Origin of the sequence: Vibrio sagamiensis NBRC 104589 (genome assembly GCF_007990935.1) — a bacterium.
GTDB classification, from domain to species: Bacteria; Pseudomonadota; Gammaproteobacteria; order Enterobacterales; family Vibrionaceae; genus Vibrio; species Vibrio sagamiensis.
Map to the genome: position 1 here is coordinate 52,803 of NZ_BJXJ01000015.1, position 22,138 is coordinate 74,940.

The window sequence follows — 22,138 nt, forward strand, 5'->3', positions numbered from 1 at the left end:
CCATCAAAAAGAAAAACAAACCGGCACCCTACAAAACAGATAAAAAATGAAAAAACTATCAATTACGTTACTTAGTGCAACGGCAAATCTGGCACTAGCAGAAGATCATATTTCTGTACATTACCTTAGCTATGAGGAGTATGACGACAGAGTTTCAGCCAATGACACCATGGTCTCAATCGAGAAAAACATCGGCTTAGATTGGACACTTAACGCAGAGATAAGCTATGACGGTGTTTCTGGAGCCTCTCCAGCATGGGGACCAACGACACCACCAGCTTCTGACCTTGATCAAATTAACCGAGCTTTGAAAACTCAGCAGGCACAAAGTAAAACCAACGAAGTGATCCGAGCGGGTTACGACCCCTATCGCACTGGTTATGAAGTGCAAAAAGTTGGCCTTAAAGATACCAGAAAGTCCATCAATTTGAGCACAACATATCGCGATAAGCTTCGTAATGAATGGACATTTGGTGTTAACGCCTCTCAGGAAGAAGATTATGAAAGCCTAGGTGTTAATGGTAAAAGTTTGGTTTATGCAGATAGTGCCAAAAACCGCTCATACAGTTTAGGTGCTTCTGCTCTATTTGATCAAACTCAGGCCTTCAACAAATATATATTGGGAGCTCAAAACAGCCAAAGCTGGAAAGACATTTTCACTGGTAGTATGGAAGTAGGCTTGTCACAAATTTTTACACCAAATTTGTATAGTATTTTTACTGCTTATGCAGGCTACCGCCGTGGCTACTTGAGCAACCACTACTTAACCGTTTTACGTGAAATAGATATCAATAGCGACGGTCAAATAGCGAATAATGAAGTGTTCTTGGGACAAGACTCTCGCCCAGATACACGGTTTTCTGGTGGTCTCAATATTCAAACTTTTTACTCATTATCCGATAACTTAAAAATCCGACCTCGATACAAGTGGTTCATAGATGATTGGGGCGTCATATCTCATCAGGTGGGCGGAAAACTATCTTGGCGCATCAGCGAATGGCTAACCCTAGCTCCAGGATATTTCTGGTACACACAAGATGCAGCAAATTTCTATCGTGACCCAAGTAGTGCAGACCCTTACTTTGCTGCAACTGGTTACGCCACTTCAGACCTTCGCTTAGGTAATTTTACCGCTAACACTTATGAACTAGGGGCAACGGTGAACCTCCATAAGAATATGCACTTCAATGCAATTTCGGCATATTACAAACAAAGTAACGGATTTGAAGCTCAGTGGTGGGCGATTGGAGCAACCTATGAATTCTAACTTACCCTTTATACATCGTTTCCATGCAATGACAGTGCCCTGTGAAGTTCAAGTTTTATCGCTTGATTCATTGAGTGACTTCAAAGAAAGGGCAAGAAAAGTAACAACAGAGATAGAGCAAAACACACATCGTCTAGAAGCTAAATATAACTTCTATTGTAACAATTCATGGCTGACACAAAGTGTTAATCAACGTCGCTCATTTAAAGTAAACCTTGACCCTGAATCGGTTGATGTATTTAAGCACCTTGAACGGCTGAGCCAGATGACATTCGACACGTTTGACACCACAGTTGGCGGCATTAAGCATCTTTTAAAACAAAAACCCAACATACCTCACAATCATGCCTTTCAGATTCTCTCTTCTGCGATGGGTAAACAAGCATGGGAACTTCATGGATCGCAATTGTACGTCCCAGACTCACGCACTCGCTTCGATTTTGGTGGAGTCATAAAAGAGTATGCCGTCGATCAAGCCGTGGAAATTGGCAAACATCATGGTGTGACTTCAATGTTAGTCAATTTTGGCGGTGATATCTATGCCTTAGGTAAAAAACCTGACGGCTCATCGTTCAATATTGCTGTATTAGATCCAAGGGACAACAAAACGCCATTTTTCGCAGTTCCGCTGAGTGATGCTGCACTTACCACATCAGCTCACTGCGAACGTCAGATACAATTTGGCGATAAAATCACATCTCATATTTTATGCAAACAAGACGTTGAGCAAAAAATTCTTTCGGTAACAGCTATTTCATCATCAACCATAGAAGCTGGCGTACTTAGTACTTCACTGACGCTAAACCCAAATATTTCACCACCTGAAGATAGCGCCATTATTTACATTGACGATCAACTACATATTCATCAAGACACGGAGTTCTTGTCATCATGAAACGCTACTTAATATCGTTACTCCTATTGCTTAACGGTTTTTTGCATGCCCAAGAAAATCAGTTTCTTCCTGCCGAAGAAGCTTTTCATGTAACCTGGAAAATAACAGAACAAGGCGTGGCAATCAGCTTTAATATTCAACCAGGCTACTATCTCTACCAATCTCGATTTTCGTTCAAAAAAGAAACATCACTATCAATGTTAGAGCCGAGATACTCGCAGCTGGGTGAAGAAAAAAAAGATCCTACATTCGGCAATGTTGTTGTGTTTAATAAGGCGTTAAACATTACCGTGCCATACACAGGAAGTGGCAAGCTTACTTTACGCTATCAAGGTTGCGCTGACACAGGGCTTTGTTATCTACCGCAAAAACTAGAATTAGATTTACCTAAAAAAGAAATCTTTGCTCAGCAGCCATCAAAATCTGTCTATCAAAGTCTAAATGAAATAAGCACAGATATTAATAGTTTATCTTCATTTTTATCCCAAGCAAATAAATTACAAGCCCTACTTGTTTTCTTTTTACTTGGTTTAGGTTTATCACTGACACCTTGCGTTCTTCCTATGCTCCCTATTTTAGCCAGTATTATCGGGGGTGAAAAAGCGATGACAGGTAAGAAAGGTACTTTGCTTTCCTGTTCCTACGTATTTGGCATGGCATTTAGCTATGCCATAACAGGAATATTGGTAACCAGTCTTGCAAAAGGAATCAACCTTCAAGCAACAATGCAACAGCCTTGGCTACTAAGTATTTTTGCAACCATTTTTGTTCTACTCGCGTTATCCATGTTCGGCTTTTATGAACTCCAACTGCCTACCTCCTTTCAACAAAAACTCAACAACGGTTCAGTCAAGCTTAGTGGCGGTAAAATTGTCAGTGTCTTTGCCATGGGTGTAATATCAGCATTGGTGGTTTCGCCTTGCGTAAGTGCCCCACTAGCTGGTGCTTTACTTTATGTTTCAACAACTCAAGATTGGATATTTGGTGGCATAACTCTGTTTTCTATGGCTTTTGGTATGGGCATACCGCTCATCGCGATCGGAGCGAGTGGTGGTCGTTGGTTGTTAAAAAGCGGTGTGTGGATGGTTTCGGTTAAGCAAGTCTTTGGGGTGTTACTACTGGCGGTTGCTATCACTCTGCTAAGTCGTTTTGTTTCTCCATCAATCATCATGATTTTGTGGGCTTTACTCGCCATTGCTACTGGAGTTCATTTCGGAGCCTTAGAAGCAGCACCGCCGGGATGGGCACGTGCTCGCAAGTTTTCTGCCCTATTACCATTGGGCTATGGTTTTATTCTATTTGTTGGGTATTTACTAGGGAATACCGATCCTCTTAATCCCCTTACAAGCAAAAATGTCGCTCAACCAATCACCACCCTCTTTGAAAAAACAGACTCAATTAAGCAATTGAAACAGCAGTTACACGCTTCTAAAAGTGCCGACCAAAAAGTGATGGTCGACCTTTACGCAGATTGGTGCGTCTCATGTAAGTCGATTGAAGAGAATGTATTTCATGATCAACAGGTCAGCCGGAAACTCAAAGATTGGAGGACCATCAAACTGGACATAACTGACAGTTCTTCAGAAAAAATGACATGGATTAATAATAAGAATGTTTTCGGTCCACCAGCAATTTTCTTCTACTCCCCCACCAGCGGTGAACTCGAATCAGCACGAATCATTGGGGATATAGATAAAGCTGGCTTTAACCGCAAACTCAAACTAGCCAATCAGCTCACGGCACGTAGGTAACCAAGACAGATAACCTAACAAACTTGGTAAAGCAATATAACGCTAGGTTAAGCTAGTCGCTATTTAACAACGTTTTCTAGAGTTATTTTTCGTCTACTTTTTTGACGTTTTATAAGGAATATTCAGATTTCATTTATGGCAGATGGTTAATTATAAAAGTATGGTACTTGATAAGTGTATTTTCTATTTTTTAAATTTTTATAATAAACATCATGGAAAATAAATATTTATTAGAGTTTGATGGCTTTTTCAGCGAAAGTAAACATAGTATTTATTTCACTATATTTCAGATTTTAAAGGTATTAAAAATGAAAAAAACCATATCCGTATTAATAACATCTATGTTATTTCCAATAACTTCTCATGCAGAAGTTCTCCTTGGAAAAGTATCAAATATCGTATCTCGTGGTGATGTGACATTTATACAAATGACAGAGCCAAATAATAGAGTCATCATTAATCAAGAAACACCAAGTAATGTAAAAGATATATTGATAAATCCAAGTATCATTGATAGAGATGTAAGATTATTGATAGAAAGAGATGTTGACGATCGGACCGGTGAAGAAGTTATTAAGGCAAGAGGTGTAATCGTAAGATAAAGCGCAATTGAAAATACAGCGTAAAGTGGGGCTTACTCATATAGCCCCAAATATTTACAGTCATTCTGATCGTACTCACGCTAGATTACTTTAACCAAATGAGGCAGAAGTACATCAATATCATGTATTCGGTCAAACTCCATAAATTTCTGTTTCACATATTCATCTGTACCACTTTGTGATCGAGCAATATAACGATGCTTTAATAAACTCGAAGCCTTGTCCCACTGCTTTAATTGAGCATAAGCCATCAGCAAAAATTGAGAAATGACATCTTGTTGAGCATGGCTTCCACCCAGTTTATAATGTAATTCACGTACTGGTTCCATTAACTCTATAACCTTTAAAAACTCACCTTGATGATAAGCAGCGATAGCTTGCATTATTTTAGTGCCGCTTGAGAGTTCAACTTCTTGCCTTGTGAATGGTTGATTTATAATCTGGTTAATATTGGCTTCGAGAGTTTTTATTTCACCAACCTTAGCCAAAACCATCGCATTATGTAGCTCTGTAAACATAATTGAGCTATCACCACTGATATCTTTGACAGCGCCGAGTAATTTATGCCAACGCTCCCCCACATCAACTCCGACAAAGTCTAGCCTTGCAAGCAAAGAGGCTGCATTTTGGATATCAAGATAGAGTGAAGAATCTTGAGGGTAAATCTGTTGATCGAATAAAGCTAAAGCTTGTTCAGGCTCCCCTTGTTCAAGGTGGAATAACGCAAGATGCCACCATAAATGCCCACGAAATGCATTATGTTCAGAAAATGAAACACTACTTTGTTGTAAAAAATCAATCCCTTCTTGGGTTCTTCCCTGCATTTCAAAAATGTGAGCAATGGTATGCTTTGCAATAAGATCTCGCTGATTTATTGCCAACGTTTGCCGAGCAAATATTTCCGAAAGCTGGTATTCCCCCATTTCTTCTAATGCAAATGCATGTGCAGCTGCAAACATCCAATACCCTGGAACTTTCTCATCCCAGTATGGAAGGACTTGAAGAGAAACCTGTAAAGCTCGTTGTTTCTGACCAAACCAGAATGCTTGGCCGGTAAATTGTCGGTATGCAATAATATCAAGCGGCCACAAGCTCAAAATATGCTGCCATGTATCAAGTGCCGCTTTTAGATTATTTTGAGCCCATTGTTGCAAAGCAATCAGGTGCAATTTTTCACGTTGGTTCATTGCTACTGCTGTATTTTCGATATTTACTGCCATTGCTGCAATTGACGGAAGCGTAGAACGCCGACCATCACTGGCTTGGCTATAGGCTTTAAAAATCCAGCCTAGTGTGAAGCTTGGGTATACATTCAGTAACTCTTCTAAATCCTTCATTGCATTAGGCAGAAATGTTAATGTGTCCTCTAATACACGTTCAAATAATACTATTCCAGTCTCATCAATACCGCTGGTTGCCAGCATTCTTTTATCATTAGTCATTATTTACCTATTAATAGATAGTTTAAGTTCTCATAAAAAAGCCTAGTTAGGATTTAACAAGGCATTTACTAATCATTAAATATTGTTTTTATGCAACAAGCATAGCCAGACAGCTGTCTTTAACCGATCGAATATAATCTGCGTCTTTGAACTGTGATAAAAGCATACTACCTTCAAGAGCAACAAAAATTAATCGCGCTGCCTCATCAGCTTTAACACTCGAGATCAACTCACTATTGTGAATACCTTGCTCGATAACTTTTTCTAGCCACTGTTCATTGACTTCAACAAATCGAGCCAGTAATTTTTCTAATCCACTCGCTAATGAATAAAAATCAGATGCATACATACCACATAAGCACAACTTGTCTTGTTCTCTAACGCTTACAAAAACATCAGCTAAAGTCTCAATTTTTTCTTTTGCATTCATTGAACTGTTGTCAATTTGATACAGCATCGCTTCATAGTTAGCGAGGTATCGCTCAAACACAATTGCGGCCAGATCCTGTTTAGTCTTAAAGTGATAATGGATACTTGCCGTTTTGATACCAAGTTCGTTCTGTATATCGCGAAAACTAAAGCCATTAAATCCACGTTGCTGAATATAACTTTCGGCAAGGTTTGCGATCTTTTCTGCTGTTGGGCTGAGTTCTTTCATTTGCCTTCCAATTAAACTTTTTTCTTATATTAGCACAACAATATCAGCACCGTCTACCTATCAGTAGGTATTGCACGGCAGCAAAAAATAGAATAATCTACCTATCAGTAGATTAAATGGGAGTTAACATGAAATACGATTACATTATTGTAGGAGCTGGACTAAGCGGCCTTTCTATAGCCACACACCTTGAAAAGATAAGCAAACGTTACTTATTACTTGAAGCTCGTGAACGTAACGGTGGCAGAATATTTTCTTCTCTCACAGAGTCGCCAACGAATGATAACGATAGATTTGATCTTGGCCCTTCTTGGTTTTGGCCAAATATCAACCCTCGAGTAACTAAGCTGGTTGATGACCTCGCCTTACCAATCATCCCTCAGTATCAAAACGGTGACATGATACTGGAACAAGCGGACAATAAGGTACAGCGTATTTCATCTGACCTTTTTTCTGCTCCCAGATCAATGCGTCTAGCTGGTGGTATGCATCAACTAATAAAAGGGATGAATAATCAACTTTCCTCAGACAACATCAAGTATAACCATCAGGTGCAAGGAATATATCAACAAGCACAAGGAGGCTATATTGTCGACGTATTAAACCAAAATAAACACGAGCAATTTTATACAGCACAGGTTATTTTTGCGCTTCCACATCGATTGGTCGCAAATAATATTGATTTTTTACCGACTCTGCCTGAACAAGCCATCAATGATTTAAATAATGCCGATACTTGGATGGCGGCACACGCTAAGTTTTTTGCTATTTATGATAAGCCCTTTTGGCGCAACAATGGCTTATCAGGCTATGCCAGTAGCCAAAAAGGCCCCCTTGTAGAGATTCATGATGCTACTGCGGAGGAAGGGCATGGCGCTTTATTTGGCTTTATCGGCTTCGATGCAAACACACGAGCACAACTGGGAGAAACACAACTCAAGCGAATGGCAATTAAGCAATTGGTCAGACTCTTTGGTTCACAAGCTGAAGATGTTAAAGAAATAAAATTGTTCGATTGGTCGAAGGAAATTTACACAGCAACAGCATTAGATAAGACAATGCCTAGATACCACCCTCGTTATGGACTGAGTAAATCATTAAGACAGCTTGGTCAGCAAGGCCTTTTGTTTGCAGGAACAGAGTCGGCAGAAGAATTTGGTGGGTTTATCGAAGGTGCTTTAGAAGCGGCAGAAACCGTCATTAAAGTAATTTCAGATTAACAGATAACGGCACGTATAAATAATATCGATCTCTATCGATTGAATCTCCCCTAAGTACCATATTTACGATGCACTCTAGGGGAGAAAATTCACCCCAGGAAAGAAATGAAGCCCTGTAAGATAATTAAATTAACAATATCGATGAAGAAGGCTCCTACAATTGGCACAACCATAAATGCTTGTGGTGAAGGCCCAAAACGGTTCACTATCGAGCCCATGTTCATTACTGCAGTCGGTGTAGCACCTAAGCCAAAACCGTAGTGGCCACCAGACATAACAGCAGCATCGTAGTTGCTGCCCATAACTTTAAAGGTAACATAGTAGGTAAAAATCGCTAAAACCACTGATTGAACCGCAAGGATAATTAAAAATGGAATGGCCAAATCAAAAACATTCCATAGCTTCAAACTCATCAGTGCCATAGCAAGAAACAATGACAAAGACACCGTACCAAGCATATCAATTGTTTCAGTATCGAGCTTACGAAGCTTTGTCACTTCCAGAAAATTGGTAACGATAACGCCAATGAATAAAGCATAAACAAAGTCAGGAATCATCAGCCATTTAATTTCAAATGTATTGACCCATTGTTCGACATACTTAGCACCCGCAACACAAATGAGTAAGAAAAACAGCTTTTCAATGACTTTTTTTGCCGTCACTTTATCTTCTTCATACTCGTTATAGGTCACAAGCTCGGGAAATTTTTCATGGGTTTTTGCATTTCGCCCACCAGGCCCATATTCTGACTCTAGGGCATTTTTTTCTACCAAACGTTGTGCAACTGGACTACCAAAAATACCACCAAGAATAAGACCAAAGGTAGCGGATGCCATTGCGATTTCTAAAACATTGTCTAATCCATAAACATCATGAAACGTTTGTGACCACGCAGCTCCCGTACCATGCCCTCCCGATAAAGTAATTGAACCAGCAATCAAACCCATTAATGGGTCAAGCCCTAACGCAGCTGCAAGCGACACTCCAACACCATTTTGGATAATGATATAAAGTGAAGCTACAGAAAGAAAAATAAAGACTTTAGCTCCTCCTTTGATCAATTGAGTATAGTTGGCTGCCAAGCCAACTGTAGCAAAAAACATCAGCATAAAGGTATTTTGCAAAGGTAGATCGAATTGTAAGTCTATGCCATTGAAATGAAGGATGGTAATGATACAGGCAACGATTAACCCACCAACGATGGGTTCAGGAATATTAAATTTTTTTAAAATTGGTAATTTTGCATTAATAAAATGCCCCAAGAAAAGCACACTGATTGCGACCAGAAAAGATTCAAGCGCACCTACAGAAATTAAATGACTCATATCACCTCTTGTTGTCGTTAGTTTCATCCTCCGTAATGAATTAGCCTTAACTCCATCTTGTCATGGAACCAGTTTTGTTACAAAAATCGTAGAAAATCATCACAAAATAGTCGTTTACTGTCAGAGACATCTGCGGTGGTATCTTCACTCTTAACATAAATTTCATTAAGAATACTCAATCAATTTTATTGTAACAATGCAAACTAAATCAATACCATAGAGATTTTAGTAAGTATTCACTCCTTTCTTTAAGTTTAAAACTAACTATTACTCAGATTAACAATCTAATTAAATGACGAATTTAAATTATACAATAGTTCCATAAACCTGCTTAAGAACTGTTTACTGGTCCTCCAACAAAGTAGTAAACTTTTTCTAACAAGCTGAACAATTAAGTGCGAACTATCGTACAAGAACTGAGTTTCAAATAACTGACCAAGAACAATAATGAGTAAATTAACTATTTTTTTTGATGGTACCTGTCCACTGTGCGTTAAGGAAATGCAATCACTGATTCGCCGTGACCAAAAAAAACAGATTATAACAGTTGATATTAACAGTGATGCTTTCGCCCATTACCCATTTATCGACAAAGAGAAAGCCAACACTATTTTACATGCCATTACCTGCCAAGGTGAACTTTTACTGGGTTTAGACGCTGCTCACAAAGCTTGGCAACTTGTTGGACTTGGCTGGCTTTATGCGCCACTTCGTTGGTGGTTCGTGAAACCCATTGCTGATTGGTTTTATGTTCAATTTGCAAACAATAGATACAAAATATCCTTTTTATTAACAGGTAGTTACCGTTGTAAAAATGGGACTTGTTCACGCAAATAATAATTGATACAAAAATTACTGCGATATTGGTCTAAATTCACATCATTGCGGTTCTTAACTTTCACCATCTTAGATATTCTTTTATCCACAGTTACAATACGTGCCTCACCTAAAGCTGTTCATAAAGCAAAGAAAGTCTCTGCAATTACCTCATAAGTTACTCGCTTTAGGTGCCTATTCGAGTTTTCAGAGCAAATTGGTGAAAGATCAACCCCAGGAAGTATCCTCCAATCACGAGTTAAACATAATGATAGAGAGAAGGAAATCTCAATGAATTTTACGATCAAGCAAAGACTGTATATCCTTTCTATTTTGCCTATTTTAGTAATGGCAATTAGTATGATGTGGTTCACTTATCTTCAAACCACCGATTACAGCGATAAAAAAATAGCATCAATACGTCATCAAGTAATGGAAATGAAGAAAGAGGAACTAAAGAGTTATATTCAAATTGCACAATCTTCAATCACTCCATTTCTAAATAGAAACGCACCACTGGAAGAAGTTCTACCAATTTTCAAACAGCTAGAGTTTGGCCAATCAGGCTATATCTTTGGCTATAACTCAGAAGGTACACGTATTTTTGCTGGCCAGGACCTCCAAGGTGTTGGGGATAATTTCTATTACCTACAGGATGATAAGGGCAATTACTTAATTCAAGATCTGATCAAAAATGCAAAAACAGGTGAGTTTACAACTTACTTTTTTCCTAAACTGAATCAAAACGAAGCATTACCTAAGTTAAGTTACTCGTTATTCATTCCTGAATGGGACCTTACAATAGGTACTGGGTTTTATACGGATGATGTCGATATTATTATTGATGACATGAATGCAACTGCTGAACAAAACCTCCATATGACCTTAACGGCTATTGCACTGTTTTGTTTTGCTATTGTAACAATAGTAATTCTTATTTCGGTACCAATTAACCGAAGCATTATGAGGCCCATACAAATTCTTAGTGACTCAATATATTCATTTGCTCAAGGTGAAGCCGATCTAACAGCAAGAATGGCTGAACCAAGTGTCCCAGAACTCAAGAAACTTGGCCGTAATTTTAATGATTTTGTCCAGAGTTTGCAGACGATCATTAAGCAAGTCAGCCATGTCGGTCAAGAAGTGGTGGCCGAGAGTACAAATATGTCTCAGCGAGCTATGAAAGTCGATGACTTGACCATTCAGCAGCATCAGGAAACGGACCAAGTTGCAACAGCAATGACAGAAATGACAGCAACAGCTCATGAAATCTCAAGCAATGCTAATCAAGCAGCCTTATCAGCCAAAAATGCAGATGACCATGCATCACAAGCGAAATATACTGTCGATTCTGCAACGCAATCAGTAGAAATACTTGCACAAGAAGTTTTAGAGGCCAGTAAAGTGATCGCTTGTTTAGAAGGAGATGTACAACAGATTTCTGCTTCATTAACTGTCATTCAAGATATTGCTGAACAAACGAATTTACTTGCTCTCAATGCTGCGATTGAAGCAGCAAGAGCTGGTGAGCAAGGAAGAGGTTTCGCTGTTGTAGCAGACGAAGTTCGTCAACTTGCGAGTCGAACTCAAGATAGTACTGGTGATATCCATAGAATGATAAAGCAATTAAAGTCTGGATCAGATGCCGCTGTCAAAGCGATGAACACCAGCCAAACTCGAGGTCAAAACACCGTATTGGAGTCGCGTGCAGCCTCAAATGCTTTACAAGAAATTCAAGCTGCTATCGCCGATATTATGGATATGAACACCTTAATTGCTACCGCAACTGAAGAGCAAAGCCAGGTTGGACAAGACATTGCGAAGCGTATTGAAATTATCTCGCAGCAAAGCAGCGAATCAGCTCATCTGACTGATAAAAATAAGTCAAGCAGTTGCCATTTACATGAAAAAGCCACGCAACTCTACGATTTAGTAGAACGTTTCAAGGTATAGATAAATCACTGACATAAGCTGTCACTCATTACATAACATTGTTTTTTCTTGTCTATTTGTTTTTAAATTCACCACAAAAAGTAGAGAAAATGTAAAGTTACAAAGCAAGGTTGAGTACTATTGAAGCGACTCACCTTGCTCCGAGGTTTTTATGCTTTAATAATTTTTGGGCCATCAAAGCAATCAATATTTGGCTTTGGTCCTTGGTATTTTTTGATTTTAACCAGACAAGTTTGTGCTGATGGCCCTTGCGACCAAGATGAAGCCCCTCTATCCATTGTTAATACATTGGCATTACCGTATAAGCACGTATCACCATCAGGGCTATACCAGCCTCCTTCTTGTGTTGCCAATACGCCTTGACTAACTTTATCAGAAACGATGGCACCCAGTAATACCTTCCCTTTCGTATTGTATGTTTCAACAATATCACCAGTTGCAAGATTAAATGCTTTTGCGTCAACAGGATTGATCCAAAGTGGCTCATGTTGATTGCAATTAACAAGGTCTCTTAACTCTTTAACGCCACAAAGTTGTGAGTGAAGCCTATTGGTAGGGTGCAATGTTGTTAAGTGAAAAAATTCCCCTGATGAACGTTCTTTCCAATCTGATGTTTCCATCCAACTTGGATAAGGGGGACAATCTTTAAGTTTTGCATTGGCTATTTTTTGTGAAAATAGCTGTATTAATCCAGAATCGGTCGCTAAGCCATCAAGATCTGGATCTTCTTTAAAGTCAGCATAACGCACATAATCATTTTGTCCTGGATATTCAAATATAGCGCTATATTGAGTCCAGAATTTTTCAAAGACAGGCATATTAATACCTCTTTTTTGATTAGCAGTATATGCCTTGTCGTAAAACTCTTTGAGCCACTGCATTTGAGTTTTACCCTCCGTAAATTGCGTGTCTCTGTCGAATTTAGCAGTAAATAGACGCCATATTTCAAAGTCGTCTTTTGCCTCATACATAGGTTCTACAAGCTTTTTCATTCCAATAACACCACGGTTAGTTGCGTTCCCGTAAGGTATTAATTCATCACGTTCCCAAATTGTGGTTGTTGGCAACACTAAATCAGAAAAGCGGCAGGTTGCAGTCCACTGGCAATCAATCGTCGCAATAAAGTCGAGCTTATTTAACGCTTTTTTGAGTTGATTAGTATCTTGGTGAGTTGATAGCGGATTCGCACCAGCAACAAGAAAGACTTTTAAATCAGGATAAGTAATATCTCTACCTTTGAAGGGTATTACTTTTCCAGGATTATTAATAACATCAACAATACGTGAAGTCGGAAAATATGGAGTACTCGTATAGGGCTTGTCATACTTAGGCGCAGTACCTTTAATCGTTGCACTCATTACGCCGAGTCTAGACCCATTAGAGCTTGCAGCACCTGCATCATTGGCATTATATCCAAAAGAAAAGCCACCACCAGGTAAGCCGATTTCACCTATCATTGATGCTAAAGCAACTAAAGACCAACAATAATGCTCTCCATGCTCCGCACGTTGTGCAGACCACCCACTAGAAAGCAAAGTACGCTTACTAGTGAATTTTTTGGCAAGTGATTTAATAGTAGTAACAGACAAACCACAAATACTGGATGCCCATTCTACCGTCTTTTTCACGCCATCTTTTTCCCCCATTAAGTAGGCAAAAAACTCTTCATGTCCATCTGTATATTCTTTGATAAAGCTTTGATCATAGGTTCCTTGTTCCAATAACTCATAACAAAGTCCCAGCATTAAAGCGGTATCTGTATGTGGCTTTATAGCAATATTCTTAGCATTAAGGTAATTTTGAGTATCGGTTGAAATAGGATCAATAGAGATCACCTCTATTTTTCCCTGCTCACTCTTTTGTTTTATTTGTTGCCAATACTGATAAGGAGAAAAATCAGGAACACTTAACCCTATTTTTAAATTTTTGATCGGATCACAACCCCATAAGATCAGCAGTTCTGTATGTTCTACTACGTGATTTAAAGTTGTTTGTTCAGATGTCACTTCAAGATCACCAACAATCTCAGGTAAAATAGATTCAGCAGCCGCAAAAGAGTAAAAGCCCATTGAGCTCATTGTCTTACCATGAAGGTTAAGAGCACGCTGCATTGCTGTACCACAATTACCATACTGGCCAAACATACCCCAGTGTGATAGAGGGAATATCGATGATGGGCCATGCTTCGATTGAGCTCTTTCTATTTCTTGATAAAGAATATCAATTGCTTTTTCCCAGCTAATAGAGACAAACTCATTGCTGCCACGATCACTTTTATCCCCGGAGAGGTAGCCTTTACGAACCATTGGTGATTGAATTCTTGATGAATTATTAATAGTTTTGTAAGCATGATACACCATCTGAGAATATTTATTATCTACAGTAACTTCTTTGATATTATTACCTTCTAATTCCGCGTCAAACATGCCAAATTTAGAACCTGTTAAAATACGCTGCAAATTAGAATCAGCTTGAGATGCAAATGCGATAGGACTTAATTGTAAAGCAAGTGCTACTTGAGTACTTACTGAACAAGTATTTTTAAGAAAATCACGTCGTGTTAATATCATTCTATTTTCCCAAATTATTTAATTGATCGGATGAATGATACTGAAGGTATTTTAATATTCCTTGAGTTTCATTTTTCGTCAATTTAGCTTGACGTGCCATACCTTTAAATTGAGCTGGCCAATCATTACTACTAAAATGATGTTCTTGTACTTTCTGGTGGCATTGTGCACATTTAGACTCATATTCGAATTTATTAATTTCCCATTGCTGATTAATATTCAATGTCACAGAAACATCCTTTATCCAAGCAATCACAGTTAGTTCTTTCCAAGACTTTTTTGTTGTATTGTTATAATAAGTTTGACCAGTTTTATTAATACTTTCCAAACCTCTTATTACAGCATCAGTAATTCGCTTCCCTTTAATAGCATAAAGTAAATTTTTATGAGCTTCTCGCCATCCAGTAAGCTCTATTTTTATTGCGCCATTATTTTTATCTAAAATTTTAAACTGAGTATAAGGCAATATTTTAGCTTTAATTTCCGTAAAATCTTGATCATTATAAAGTGGTGAAATTGTTGTTGTATAAGCAGTTGCACCAATTTTTAACTCATTAATTGTGAAAGTATCTGATTTAACTTTAGGCAAAGTATGAGCAATACCTTTATGACAGTCTATACAACTTTGATTTTTACTTGCAGCTATCTGCATTTGTTGTTTTGCTCTGGAGGACATTTTTTCGAAATTCATTTTTGCGTAAGAATGGCAACTACGGCAAGTCGCTGAGTTATTGGCTTTCATCTGTTTCCAAACATTTTGAGCCATTTCCATTCTGTGTTCTTCATATTTCTCTTTAGTGTCGATTTTTCCTGTTGCCTCAAACCAGATATCTTTTATTCCACCAAGCTTAGCCGTGAAATATTCAATATTACTCTGTTCATTAATATGGCAATCTTTACATTGAGCTGAAACACCATGTTTATTAGTATAATGTGAGCTTTTTATATAATCATCATAGGGAATTTTCATTGAGTGACAAGATATACAAAATTCAGTTTCAGATGATTTATGAAGTACAATGTTTGTTGTTTGAAATATACACAAAGATAGAATAAATATAATAATAACAAAGAGGACTGTTTTCCTTTTTATTTTTATCATGCGATGCCCCTAATAACCATTTTTTACTAATGGTTATTGTAGTTTTCACATCATATTCAAGGTATCGAGTAGAGAACAAAAAGTATCACTATAAGGACATTAATATATTTACAAATGAAAATTAACTTTATTAACTTTATTAACTTTATTTTTCTATATTTAACCATCCTACATAGTTTAATTTCAACTTTTATACATCAAGTGCTTGTGTTACGAAAACATTTATACACATAAAAATAATGGAATAAAGTACCAATCTAGTGTACATATGCAAACCATCGCTTACAAGGGGCACTTTTTCTTATCAGGATTTATCGGAATTTCTTATCTAAATTCACTCTTGTTTTGCTGCCACTATTGGATTCATTAACACTACGATAGCTAAGAGCTATGTAACTCTATTCGAATATTTATAGGTTTTAGAAAATGAACAAGCGTTTCTTTCCAAGACTTGATCTGCCTTTGATATTGGCCATTATTCCACTTATGATTTTAAGCTCACTCACACTTTGGAGCGCGAGTGGGTTCAATGAAACCATATTAATTAAACACCTTATTCGGTGCTTAATTACACTTATGTTAATTACATTAATGTCGTCTATTCCCTCTAACTACTATCAACGCACCTCACCCTACCTTTATTTTGCAACCATTGTTTTACTACTGGCCGTAACATTTTTTGGAGATAGCACAAATGGCTCTCAACGTTGGCTGGACATTGGCTTCTTTCGATTTCAACCATCAGAGTTAGTTAAGCTTGCTATACCTTTAATGATTGCTTGGATTCTTCATATCGAGGGGGGACGACCCAGTGTGTACAAAATTGTCACTTGTTTAGTGATTACTCTGATTCCCGCTGGATTAATTTCTCTTCAACCTGATTTAGATGGTGCTGTATTTACAATAGTATACGCTTTATTTGTACTTTTTTTTGCTGGTATGAGTTGGAGGATTATCAGTGGATTCTTGATTGGACTCCTTATCACATTCCCTATTCTCTGGTTTTTCGTCATGGAGTCCTATCAAAAAAGCCGTATCATTCAATTTTTAAATCCTGAAATGGATCCACTTGGCTCTGGGTATCAGATAATCCAATCATTGATTGCTATTGGTTCTGGAGGAATAAAAGGAAAGGGGTGGATGAATGCCACTCAGGGTACACTAGGGTTTATTCCAGAAAGTCATACTGACTTCATTTTCTCTACATACGCGGAGGAGTGGGGATTTTTGGGCTGCCTTTTTCTGCTTATACTGTATGTATTCATTACGACTCGAATCATCTTTCTCGCATGTCAATCGAACAACTTTTTTGCACGGTTGGTTAGTGGAACTCTAGCCATGAGCTTCTTTCTATATGCCTTTATTAATACGGGGATGGTGAGTGGTTTATTACCGGTTATGGGGAGTCCACTGCCTTTCTTTAGCTACGGTGGTACTGCAATGCTCACTCAAGGATTATGCTTTGGTGTCATTATGTCGCTGTGTGATTTAAAATATAACCATCACTTGAAGTCTCAACAGCTTTAAATGTGATCGTAATAAAAAGGCTTCCCATAGGAAGCCTTTTTATAAGAGTAGCAACGAAGAATTTTATAGTTCTGCGTTATGATAAACCTGCTGAACATCATCACAGTCATCTAAAAGATCTAAGAATTTTTGGAACTTCTCAATATCTTCACCAGTCACTGGAGTGTGAGTTTGAGGAACAAATGTAATCTCTTCAACATCAAGAGTTAAATCAGGAAAAGTACTATTTAAAACAGTTTTAGTTTTAAAGAACTCAGTGTGAGGAGCAAATACCGTAATCACACCATCTTCCAGTTCTACATCCGTTACATCAACGTCTTCCATCATTAGAGTTTCAAGAATTACTTCATCATCTTCACCTTTGAACTGAAAAACAGCTTGGTGATCGAACATATGAGACACAGACCCTTCAACACCAATTTTGGCACCAACTTTAACAAAACACTGGCGTACATCTTGGAAAGTACGGTTACCATTATCAGTCAGACAATCGACAATAACGCTAGTACCGCCAGGTCCAAATCCTTCATAACGAGCTGGTGCATAGTCCTCACCGCCACCGCCGCTGGCTTTATCTATCGCCTTATCGATTACGTGTGCTGGTACTTGGTCCTTTTTAGCCTTAGCGATAAGATGTTTCAATGATAAGTTCATATCAGGATCAGAACCACCATTTTTAGCACACATGTAAATTTCTTTACCGTACTTGGAATAAACTTTAATTTTTGCGCCTGCAGTTTTGGCCATTGAGGCTTTGCGCACTTCAAAACTTCTTCCCATCGGGATGTCTCTCTAAATTTAAATTTAATGCGAAGGATTTTAGGTTTATTGAACTTTCGTGGTTACATTTTGTTTAAGTTTCTAATACAACTAAAAAGAAACACATCTGCTGCAAAATCATTACGAAATAACATCAAACTCTAGCAAAAAAATGGTAATTTTTCCATTTTACTCGGCAAGAGAATACACGCAGCAAGAAATAAAGGGTAACCTTATTCAATGCTGTTAAAATAGCTTAGCCACGTGAGCCAGCTATTACACCCATAACCCGTTTGTACTTATCGACTGCCTCTTGAAAGGTTTGCTTTTCGTTCACATCGTGAATCTTAGCTAATGCATCTTCTATGGCTTCATGGCCAGATTTGGACTCTTTAATTCTCCAAACTAAAAACGATGCCTGTTTATCAAGCTCAATTTTTGTTTTCTCATTAGAAGGCAATAAAGATAGATTAAACGACATGTGCAGCCTCAAAGTACGTTAAATACTGGTCGCACACTATAACATACAGTAATCACTGAACAGAAGAAAAACGAGTAATGATAAGTCAATTTCCGCTATGCCAAGCAGCATAAAAGAGCTGAACTCTGAATAACACAGCTTAATTGAGTTAAAGGAAAAAGATATCATCTAACAGTGAGCACATCTACATTGATATTAAAAAGTTATCTAAGGAAATAATAATCTTATTTACACTGTAAATAAGAACAAAAAACAATCAAAGGCAACTAAGGAGTTACCTTTGATTTGCAAAGAAAACTATCTAGACAGGCCGAGAAATCATCAACTTGAATTAGTGAATAAGTCCCATTTCTCTTGCTTCTTCTATGCTTAGACCACTATCCCTAATTTCACGCAGTGTTTCAATACGGCGTCTTGCTTGTGCAGACTTTACACTTTTACTGGTATTACCTTCTGGGATTTCCCATTTGTTGGTGATGTTATTCATTTCTTCATGGTCGATAGAATTAATAGACATACTTCCTCCGAATAGACCAAGATTAAGTGCTTTATCTATATCAAAGCCCTTGTATAGAAGTAACAAAAAAGGTAATAAAATGTGAGCATTAGCAATATTTAGCAAACTCAACAAAAGAAGCAACATTTACACTTTGCATAGTGACTTTGAAAAGATTAGATTGATGAAATTATTCCCTTATAAATATTTTGACCTGCCTCTTACATTCAACGTATATAAGCTTCTATCAAATAAAATCAAACATAGCAGATTCATGTTATAGCTGTACTTGGGTATATAGTTAAAGTTAGATATTCTAAGATGTTCAATTGAAGAGGAAATATGGAGTATCAACTTGGTTACACATAGTTTCAGAGTGGCATTTATCATCGGAAAGATGATCAAGAAGATTCTTTAGGAAGGATTCTATACCAAGCGCCGCAGAATGTGTTTGGTCCATTGTCAACGCCAAGATGATCAGACTAAATGGCAACAACAAGCCAACTTTCTGATCAATACTCATATTGCATTAATGGAGTCATTAAAATGGAACGAATTGCATAAGCATGATCAAGGTTAAAGCTAACAACCTTGTATTCTTATGAAACTCAGTGATGTTAATAACGAAAAAACCTATCTGTAATTTGCGATGACCTTAGATTTTGATAAAAAAAGCGAGCTTTCTATACAAAAAGCTCGCAAAACTAAATGCTAATAAAACATAGCCAAAATTAATCATCAGAAAGAACAAAGGGGTGTCTGTTCAAAACATATTTTATTCAGAATAATTAATATCGTTGTCAGCTAAAAGTTAGCGCAAAGTATGAACTTTATAAACTTCTATGCTAACCAAGCATAATCAAAGTAAGCAATGTTTTTATGTACTGTCGATTAACCTTGTTAACTTGCCATCTCTTCTAAGGCTCTAATAACGACATCATCAATATGACCTTCATAAACTTGGCGGCATATCTTACGTCTTACTGCCAGTCCTGCGATCAAACGTTCAATCGTAAGGTGTTTGGCTTCAGTTTGACTATTAAAAAGCTCAACTGTTTTACTTAATGTTTCATATGAGATCTTCTGATCTTCAACTCTTAACCAATCTAGCTTCTCTATGAACTCTGAGCACTCTTCTTTAATTGAAGCATACGCGTGCCCTGTCATGGCAGATAAAGCCGTTATACTGCGTTCTAGAGCTTCTAAAGAGGTATATTTAGATAGAGTAATAGTAATTTCATCTGCATTAATTTCTACTAAGTGCTTTTTCTGTTTTACACGACGGCCTAATTTACCTTTTGAAGAAGTTGCTTTACGTTTAATTGGCTCAAACTCACCATCAATAATACCTGAAAGATCATCAAGTTGTTTTTTGGTTACCATTTCATTACGAAGTGGGTTGGGTAAAGTCGGTGCCATATTACGTTTGCCGGCATTAGTCATTTTTGCGCGAGAATAACGAAGTACTTCTTCGACATCACACTTAATATCGACTTGATAATCGATCACTTTACTATTGTTGAGCATTGTTTCGATCGTTAAGTGGTAGCCCCAGAGATTAACGACAAACAAATCATCATTCCCCTTCCCTTTAGATAATCGTTTTAATTCACGGATCAAATCCATAGAAAATCGACGCCATTCAATGTTTCGAGCCAGCTTTTGATTTAGTTCGCTTAATAACATGCAATCAGAATGTCGACGAACCATACGGCTTCGGAAGAAAGAGTAAAGTTGAAAGACCAATGTATGTTGCTTCAAAATTTCGGGGGGGAATAAAAAGAAATAGTCTCTAGTTAATAACTCTTCGTAGAAAGAAGGTTCCCACACTAGGATATAAAGATTTGGTTTGATCTTGATCTCACCATCTAAACCCTCAGTTGGTGCTTCTTCAGATGCTGTGATTGTTCTCGCTATAAATCTAAAACGATCACTTTTGAAACCTTCGGGCATATTTTCACTTAACCAACGCCCTGTTAATTCATGTAACTGGAAATCAGTAAACTCGATCCTATCAATACTGTCACGGATTGAGTCTCTTGCAGGACCACTGTCTTTTTTACCCCGTAAAGATAGAATATCAGTGATGTATAATGGTGTCTTGTTAGGAACGTGTATAGCATCCATTTGATACTGATCTTTATGATGATCATGGTATTGAACTGTTAATGTAAATAATGCAAAGAGTGTCATAAGATCATCTACAGTCATAATATTTTTGGATGATCGTGTTTCAATGACTGCCTTAGTTCCTGATATTGAAACCAAAGATTTCTGATAGCTTTTGCGTGTCCGAGGTGGAGCTAATGCTTGGTCAATAATTCCAGCCCAGTTAGTTGGTGAGACAATGAATTGGTCAGCTTCATCTTTCATTACTGGTGGAGTATTAAGCCCGTGTTCGTTTAATAAACGTTTGTTGACGTGTGTTTGAGCAAGAGCTTTAGAGCGCTTTTGTTTTTCATTCTGTCGAACTTTTTCAGTAACAAGACTGGTATTTCCGAGTACAGAAATTAATTGACTGGGATTTACAAATTTATGCAACATTGTTTTTCCAGCAAGACCTTCCTCAAATCGAACTGGTGTTTGAGTAAATAATCCAATGCTTACAGCAGTTCTTAAGCGTTGCTGTAACGCAGCCCTGGTCAGTTGTCCTTCTGTCGATTGAACAATTTCAGTGGTCGAAACTAGCCCATCTTTGCTATTGAAACCTTTCAAAGAAATAAGATTTAAAAGTTCGAGAATACTTTTGGTGACGCCTTTAAAGTGTTGGTATTGCTGAACCCAATCTGCTGATGATTCATTGACTTCAAATAAATGACCATCTTTGTGGCTTCTTGGAGATTTAATCAGAGTTTTTTCGTCTGCCATTATTTCAACTCTAGTTCACGTTCACCGTAGTATAATCATAGTTCCGAAGGATAAAGAAAAACAGATCATAAATAAAGAAAAAAATTTCTACTTCTTTTAATAAGATCTTTTGATTAATTTGATCTTAATTGATTATATGATCTATTGATCCATGGCTTTGTTTTCCCGTAAACCATTGTTATTTAGGCTAATACTTTTTTACTCGTATGGATGCATGATCAAGTTCTTAATGAAAGTATGATCATACCAATCTCGAATACATGATCAAATTTCTTCGTAAGTATGATCATCATTTATATGAAAAAATGATCAAATGTAATTTGAAAGAATGATCATGATATCTGAACAGGTTATCCACAATTGATCACGATCTTAGCTTGATAAGTTAATTTTATATTGTTTTATA

Annotated in this window: 17 protein-coding genes; 8 read left to right on the forward strand and 9 right to left on the reverse strand. The window is 37.5% G+C overall.

The window, feature by feature from the left end:
- Window positions 1–46: 46 nt before the first annotated feature.
- From VSA01S_RS09190 to VSA01S_RS09205, 4 genes are all read left to right on the forward strand, one after another.
- Window positions 47–1,267 carry a DUF3570 domain-containing protein gene (locus VSA01S_RS09190; RefSeq protein WP_039980254.1) on the forward strand — a complete coding sequence of 407 codons (1,221 nt, stop codon included), beginning with the start codon at window positions 47–49 and terminating at the stop codon, window positions 1,265–1,267.
- Window positions 1,257–2,162: an FAD:protein FMN transferase gene (locus tag VSA01S_RS09195; RefSeq protein ID WP_039980255.1), complete on the forward strand. Its 906-nt coding sequence runs from the start codon at window positions 1,257–1,259 to the stop codon at window positions 2,160–2,162. The genes VSA01S_RS09190 and VSA01S_RS09195 overlap by 11 nt, the downstream gene beginning before the upstream one ends.
- On the forward strand, window positions 2,159–3,913 hold the full coding sequence (dsbD, locus tag VSA01S_RS09200; RefSeq protein ID WP_039980256.1) for a protein-disulfide reductase DsbD: 1,755 nt from the start codon (window positions 2,159–2,161) through the stop codon (window positions 3,911–3,913). The genes VSA01S_RS09195 and dsbD overlap by 4 nt, the downstream gene beginning before the upstream one ends.
- Window positions 3,914–4,125: 212 nt before the next feature.
- Window positions 4,126–4,515, forward strand: coding sequence for a hypothetical protein (locus tag VSA01S_RS09205; RefSeq protein ID WP_145993875.1), 390 nt, complete (start codon window positions 4,126–4,128; stop codon window positions 4,513–4,515).
- Window positions 4,516–4,595: 80 nt separating this feature from the next.
- On the opposite strand, the gene VSA01S_RS09210 is transcribed toward VSA01S_RS09205, so the two are convergent.
- Together VSA01S_RS09210 and VSA01S_RS09215 are read right to left on the reverse strand one after the other, a co-directional pair.
- The gene (locus VSA01S_RS09210) at window positions 4,596–5,957 is read right to left on the reverse strand and encodes a tetratricopeptide repeat protein (RefSeq protein ID WP_039980259.1); all 1,362 of its coding nucleotides are present in this window, start codon (window positions 5,955–5,957) and stop codon (window positions 4,596–4,598) included.
- 88 nt (window positions 5,958–6,045) lie between these two features.
- A complete protein-coding gene (locus VSA01S_RS09215) occupies window positions 6,046–6,615 on the reverse strand; it encodes a TetR/AcrR family transcriptional regulator (RefSeq protein WP_039980261.1) in 570 nt (189 codons plus the stop codon).
- Window positions 6,616–6,743: 128 nt separating this feature from the next.
- Between VSA01S_RS09215 and VSA01S_RS09220 the strand changes: the two genes are divergently transcribed.
- On the forward strand, window positions 6,744–7,835 hold the full coding sequence (locus VSA01S_RS09220) for a flavin monoamine oxidase family protein (protein ID WP_039980262.1): 1,092 nt from the start codon (window positions 6,744–6,746) through the stop codon (window positions 7,833–7,835).
- 89 nt (window positions 7,836–7,924) lie between these two features.
- Here the strand turns inward: VSA01S_RS09220 and gltS are convergent, their stop codons facing one another.
- Window positions 7,925–9,160: a sodium/glutamate symporter gene (gene gltS / locus VSA01S_RS09225; RefSeq protein ID WP_039980275.1), complete on the reverse strand. Its 1,236-nt coding sequence runs from the start codon at window positions 9,158–9,160 to the stop codon at window positions 7,925–7,927.
- Between the two features lie 447 nt (window positions 9,161–9,607).
- Between gltS and VSA01S_RS09230 the strand changes: the two genes are divergently transcribed.
- Both VSA01S_RS09230 and VSA01S_RS09235 read left to right on the forward strand, forming a co-directional pair.
- On the forward strand, window positions 9,608–9,997 hold the full coding sequence (locus VSA01S_RS09230; protein ID WP_039980263.1) for a thiol-disulfide oxidoreductase DCC family protein: 390 nt from the start codon (window positions 9,608–9,610) through the stop codon (window positions 9,995–9,997).
- A gap of 270 nt (window positions 9,998–10,267) precedes the next feature.
- Complete coding sequence (locus tag VSA01S_RS09235) at window positions 10,268–11,929, forward strand: methyl-accepting chemotaxis protein (protein WP_039980264.1); 1,662 nt, start codon at window positions 10,268–10,270, stop codon at window positions 11,927–11,929.
- 149 nt (window positions 11,930–12,078) lie between these two features.
- Here the strand turns inward: VSA01S_RS09235 and VSA01S_RS09240 are convergent, their stop codons facing one another.
- Together VSA01S_RS09240 and VSA01S_RS09245 are read right to left on the reverse strand one after the other, a co-directional pair.
- Window positions 12,079–14,499 (reverse strand): molybdopterin-dependent oxidoreductase, encoded by a 2,421-nt coding sequence (locus tag VSA01S_RS09240; protein WP_039980265.1) that lies wholly within the window; start codon window positions 14,497–14,499, stop codon window positions 12,079–12,081.
- Between the two features lies 1 nt (window position 14,500).
- Window positions 14,501–15,601, reverse strand: coding sequence for a NapC/NirT family cytochrome c (locus tag VSA01S_RS09245; RefSeq protein ID WP_039980267.1), 1,101 nt, complete (start codon window positions 15,599–15,601; stop codon window positions 14,501–14,503).
- 426 nt (window positions 15,602–16,027) lie between these two features.
- Between VSA01S_RS09245 and rodA the strand changes: the two genes are divergently transcribed.
- A complete protein-coding gene (gene rodA / locus VSA01S_RS09250) occupies window positions 16,028–17,128 on the forward strand; it encodes a rod shape-determining protein RodA (protein WP_039981839.1) in 1,101 nt (366 codons plus the stop codon).
- Between the two features lie 63 nt (window positions 17,129–17,191).
- Here rodA and VSA01S_RS09255 read toward each other — a convergent pair whose 3' ends face one another.
- The 4 genes from VSA01S_RS09255 to VSA01S_RS09270 all read right to left on the reverse strand — a co-directional run bounded on the left by VSA01S_RS09255 (window position 17,192) and on the right by VSA01S_RS09270 (window position 21,735).
- Window positions 17,192–17,908 carry a YebC/PmpR family DNA-binding transcriptional regulator gene (locus tag VSA01S_RS09255; RefSeq protein ID WP_039981838.1) on the reverse strand — a complete coding sequence of 239 codons (717 nt, stop codon included), beginning with the start codon at window positions 17,906–17,908 and terminating at the stop codon, window positions 17,192–17,194.
- Between the two features lie 235 nt (window positions 17,909–18,143).
- Window positions 18,144–18,368 carry a DUF3283 family protein gene (locus VSA01S_RS09260; protein ID WP_039981837.1) on the reverse strand — a complete coding sequence of 75 codons (225 nt, stop codon included), beginning with the start codon at window positions 18,366–18,368 and terminating at the stop codon, window positions 18,144–18,146.
- 331 nt (window positions 18,369–18,699) lie between these two features.
- Window positions 18,700–18,885, reverse strand: coding sequence for a hypothetical protein (locus tag VSA01S_RS09265; RefSeq protein ID WP_039981846.1), 186 nt, complete (start codon window positions 18,883–18,885; stop codon window positions 18,700–18,702).
- Window positions 18,886–19,764: 879 nt separating this feature from the next.
- Window positions 19,765–21,735, reverse strand: coding sequence for a replication initiator protein RctB domain-containing protein (locus VSA01S_RS09270; RefSeq protein WP_039981836.1), 1,971 nt, complete (start codon window positions 21,733–21,735; stop codon window positions 19,765–19,767).
- Window positions 21,736–22,138: the final 403 nt, after the last annotated feature.

Excerpts from the sequence above, each read along its gene's own strand:
- VSA01S_RS09255 (WP_039981838.1), bottom strand. The coding sequence starts at position 17,908 with ATGGGAAGAAGTTTTGAAGTGCGCAAAGCCTCAATGGCCAAAACTGCA.
- VSA01S_RS09240 (WP_039980265.1), bottom strand. The coding sequence starts at position 14,499 with ATGATATTAACACGACGTGATTTTCTTAAAAATACTTGTTCAGTAAGT.
- VSA01S_RS09230 (WP_039980263.1), top strand. The coding sequence starts at position 9,608 with ATGAGTAAATTAACTATTTTTTTTGATGGTACCTGTCCACTGTGCGTT.
- gltS (WP_039980275.1), bottom strand. The coding sequence starts at position 9,160 with ATGAGTCATTTAATTTCTGTAGGTGCGCTTGAATCTTTTCTGGTCGCA.
- VSA01S_RS09220 (WP_039980262.1), top strand. The coding sequence starts at position 6,744 with ATGAAATACGATTACATTATTGTAGGAGCTGGACTAAGCGGCCTTTCT.
- VSA01S_RS09205 (WP_145993875.1), top strand. The coding sequence starts at position 4,126 with ATGGAAAATAAATATTTATTAGAGTTTGATGGCTTTTTCAGCGAAAGT.
- VSA01S_RS09260 (WP_039981837.1), bottom strand. The coding sequence starts at position 18,368 with ATGTCGTTTAATCTATCTTTATTGCCTTCTAATGAGAAAACAAAAATT.
- VSA01S_RS09210 (WP_039980259.1), bottom strand. The coding sequence starts at position 5,957 with ATGACTAATGATAAAAGAATGCTGGCAACCAGCGGTATTGATGAGACT.
- dsbD (WP_039980256.1), top strand. The coding sequence starts at position 2,159 with ATGAAACGCTACTTAATATCGTTACTCCTATTGCTTAACGGTTTTTTG.
- VSA01S_RS09190 (WP_039980254.1), top strand. The coding sequence starts at position 47 with ATGAAAAAACTATCAATTACGTTACTTAGTGCAACGGCAAATCTGGCA.
- VSA01S_RS09265 (WP_039981846.1), bottom strand. The coding sequence starts at position 18,885 with ATGTCTATTAATTCTATCGACCATGAAGAAATGAATAACATCACCAAC.
- VSA01S_RS09245 (WP_039980267.1), bottom strand. The coding sequence starts at position 15,601 with ATGATAAAAATAAAAAGGAAAACAGTCCTCTTTGTTATTATTATATTT.
- rodA (WP_039981839.1), top strand. The coding sequence starts at position 16,028 with ATGAACAAGCGTTTCTTTCCAAGACTTGATCTGCCTTTGATATTGGCC.
- VSA01S_RS09215 (WP_039980261.1), bottom strand. The coding sequence starts at position 6,615 with ATGAAAGAACTCAGCCCAACAGCAGAAAAGATCGCAAACCTTGCCGAA.
- VSA01S_RS09235 (WP_039980264.1), top strand. The coding sequence starts at position 10,268 with ATGAATTTTACGATCAAGCAAAGACTGTATATCCTTTCTATTTTGCCT.
- VSA01S_RS09195 (WP_039980255.1), top strand. The coding sequence starts at position 1,257 with ATGAATTCTAACTTACCCTTTATACATCGTTTCCATGCAATGACAGTG.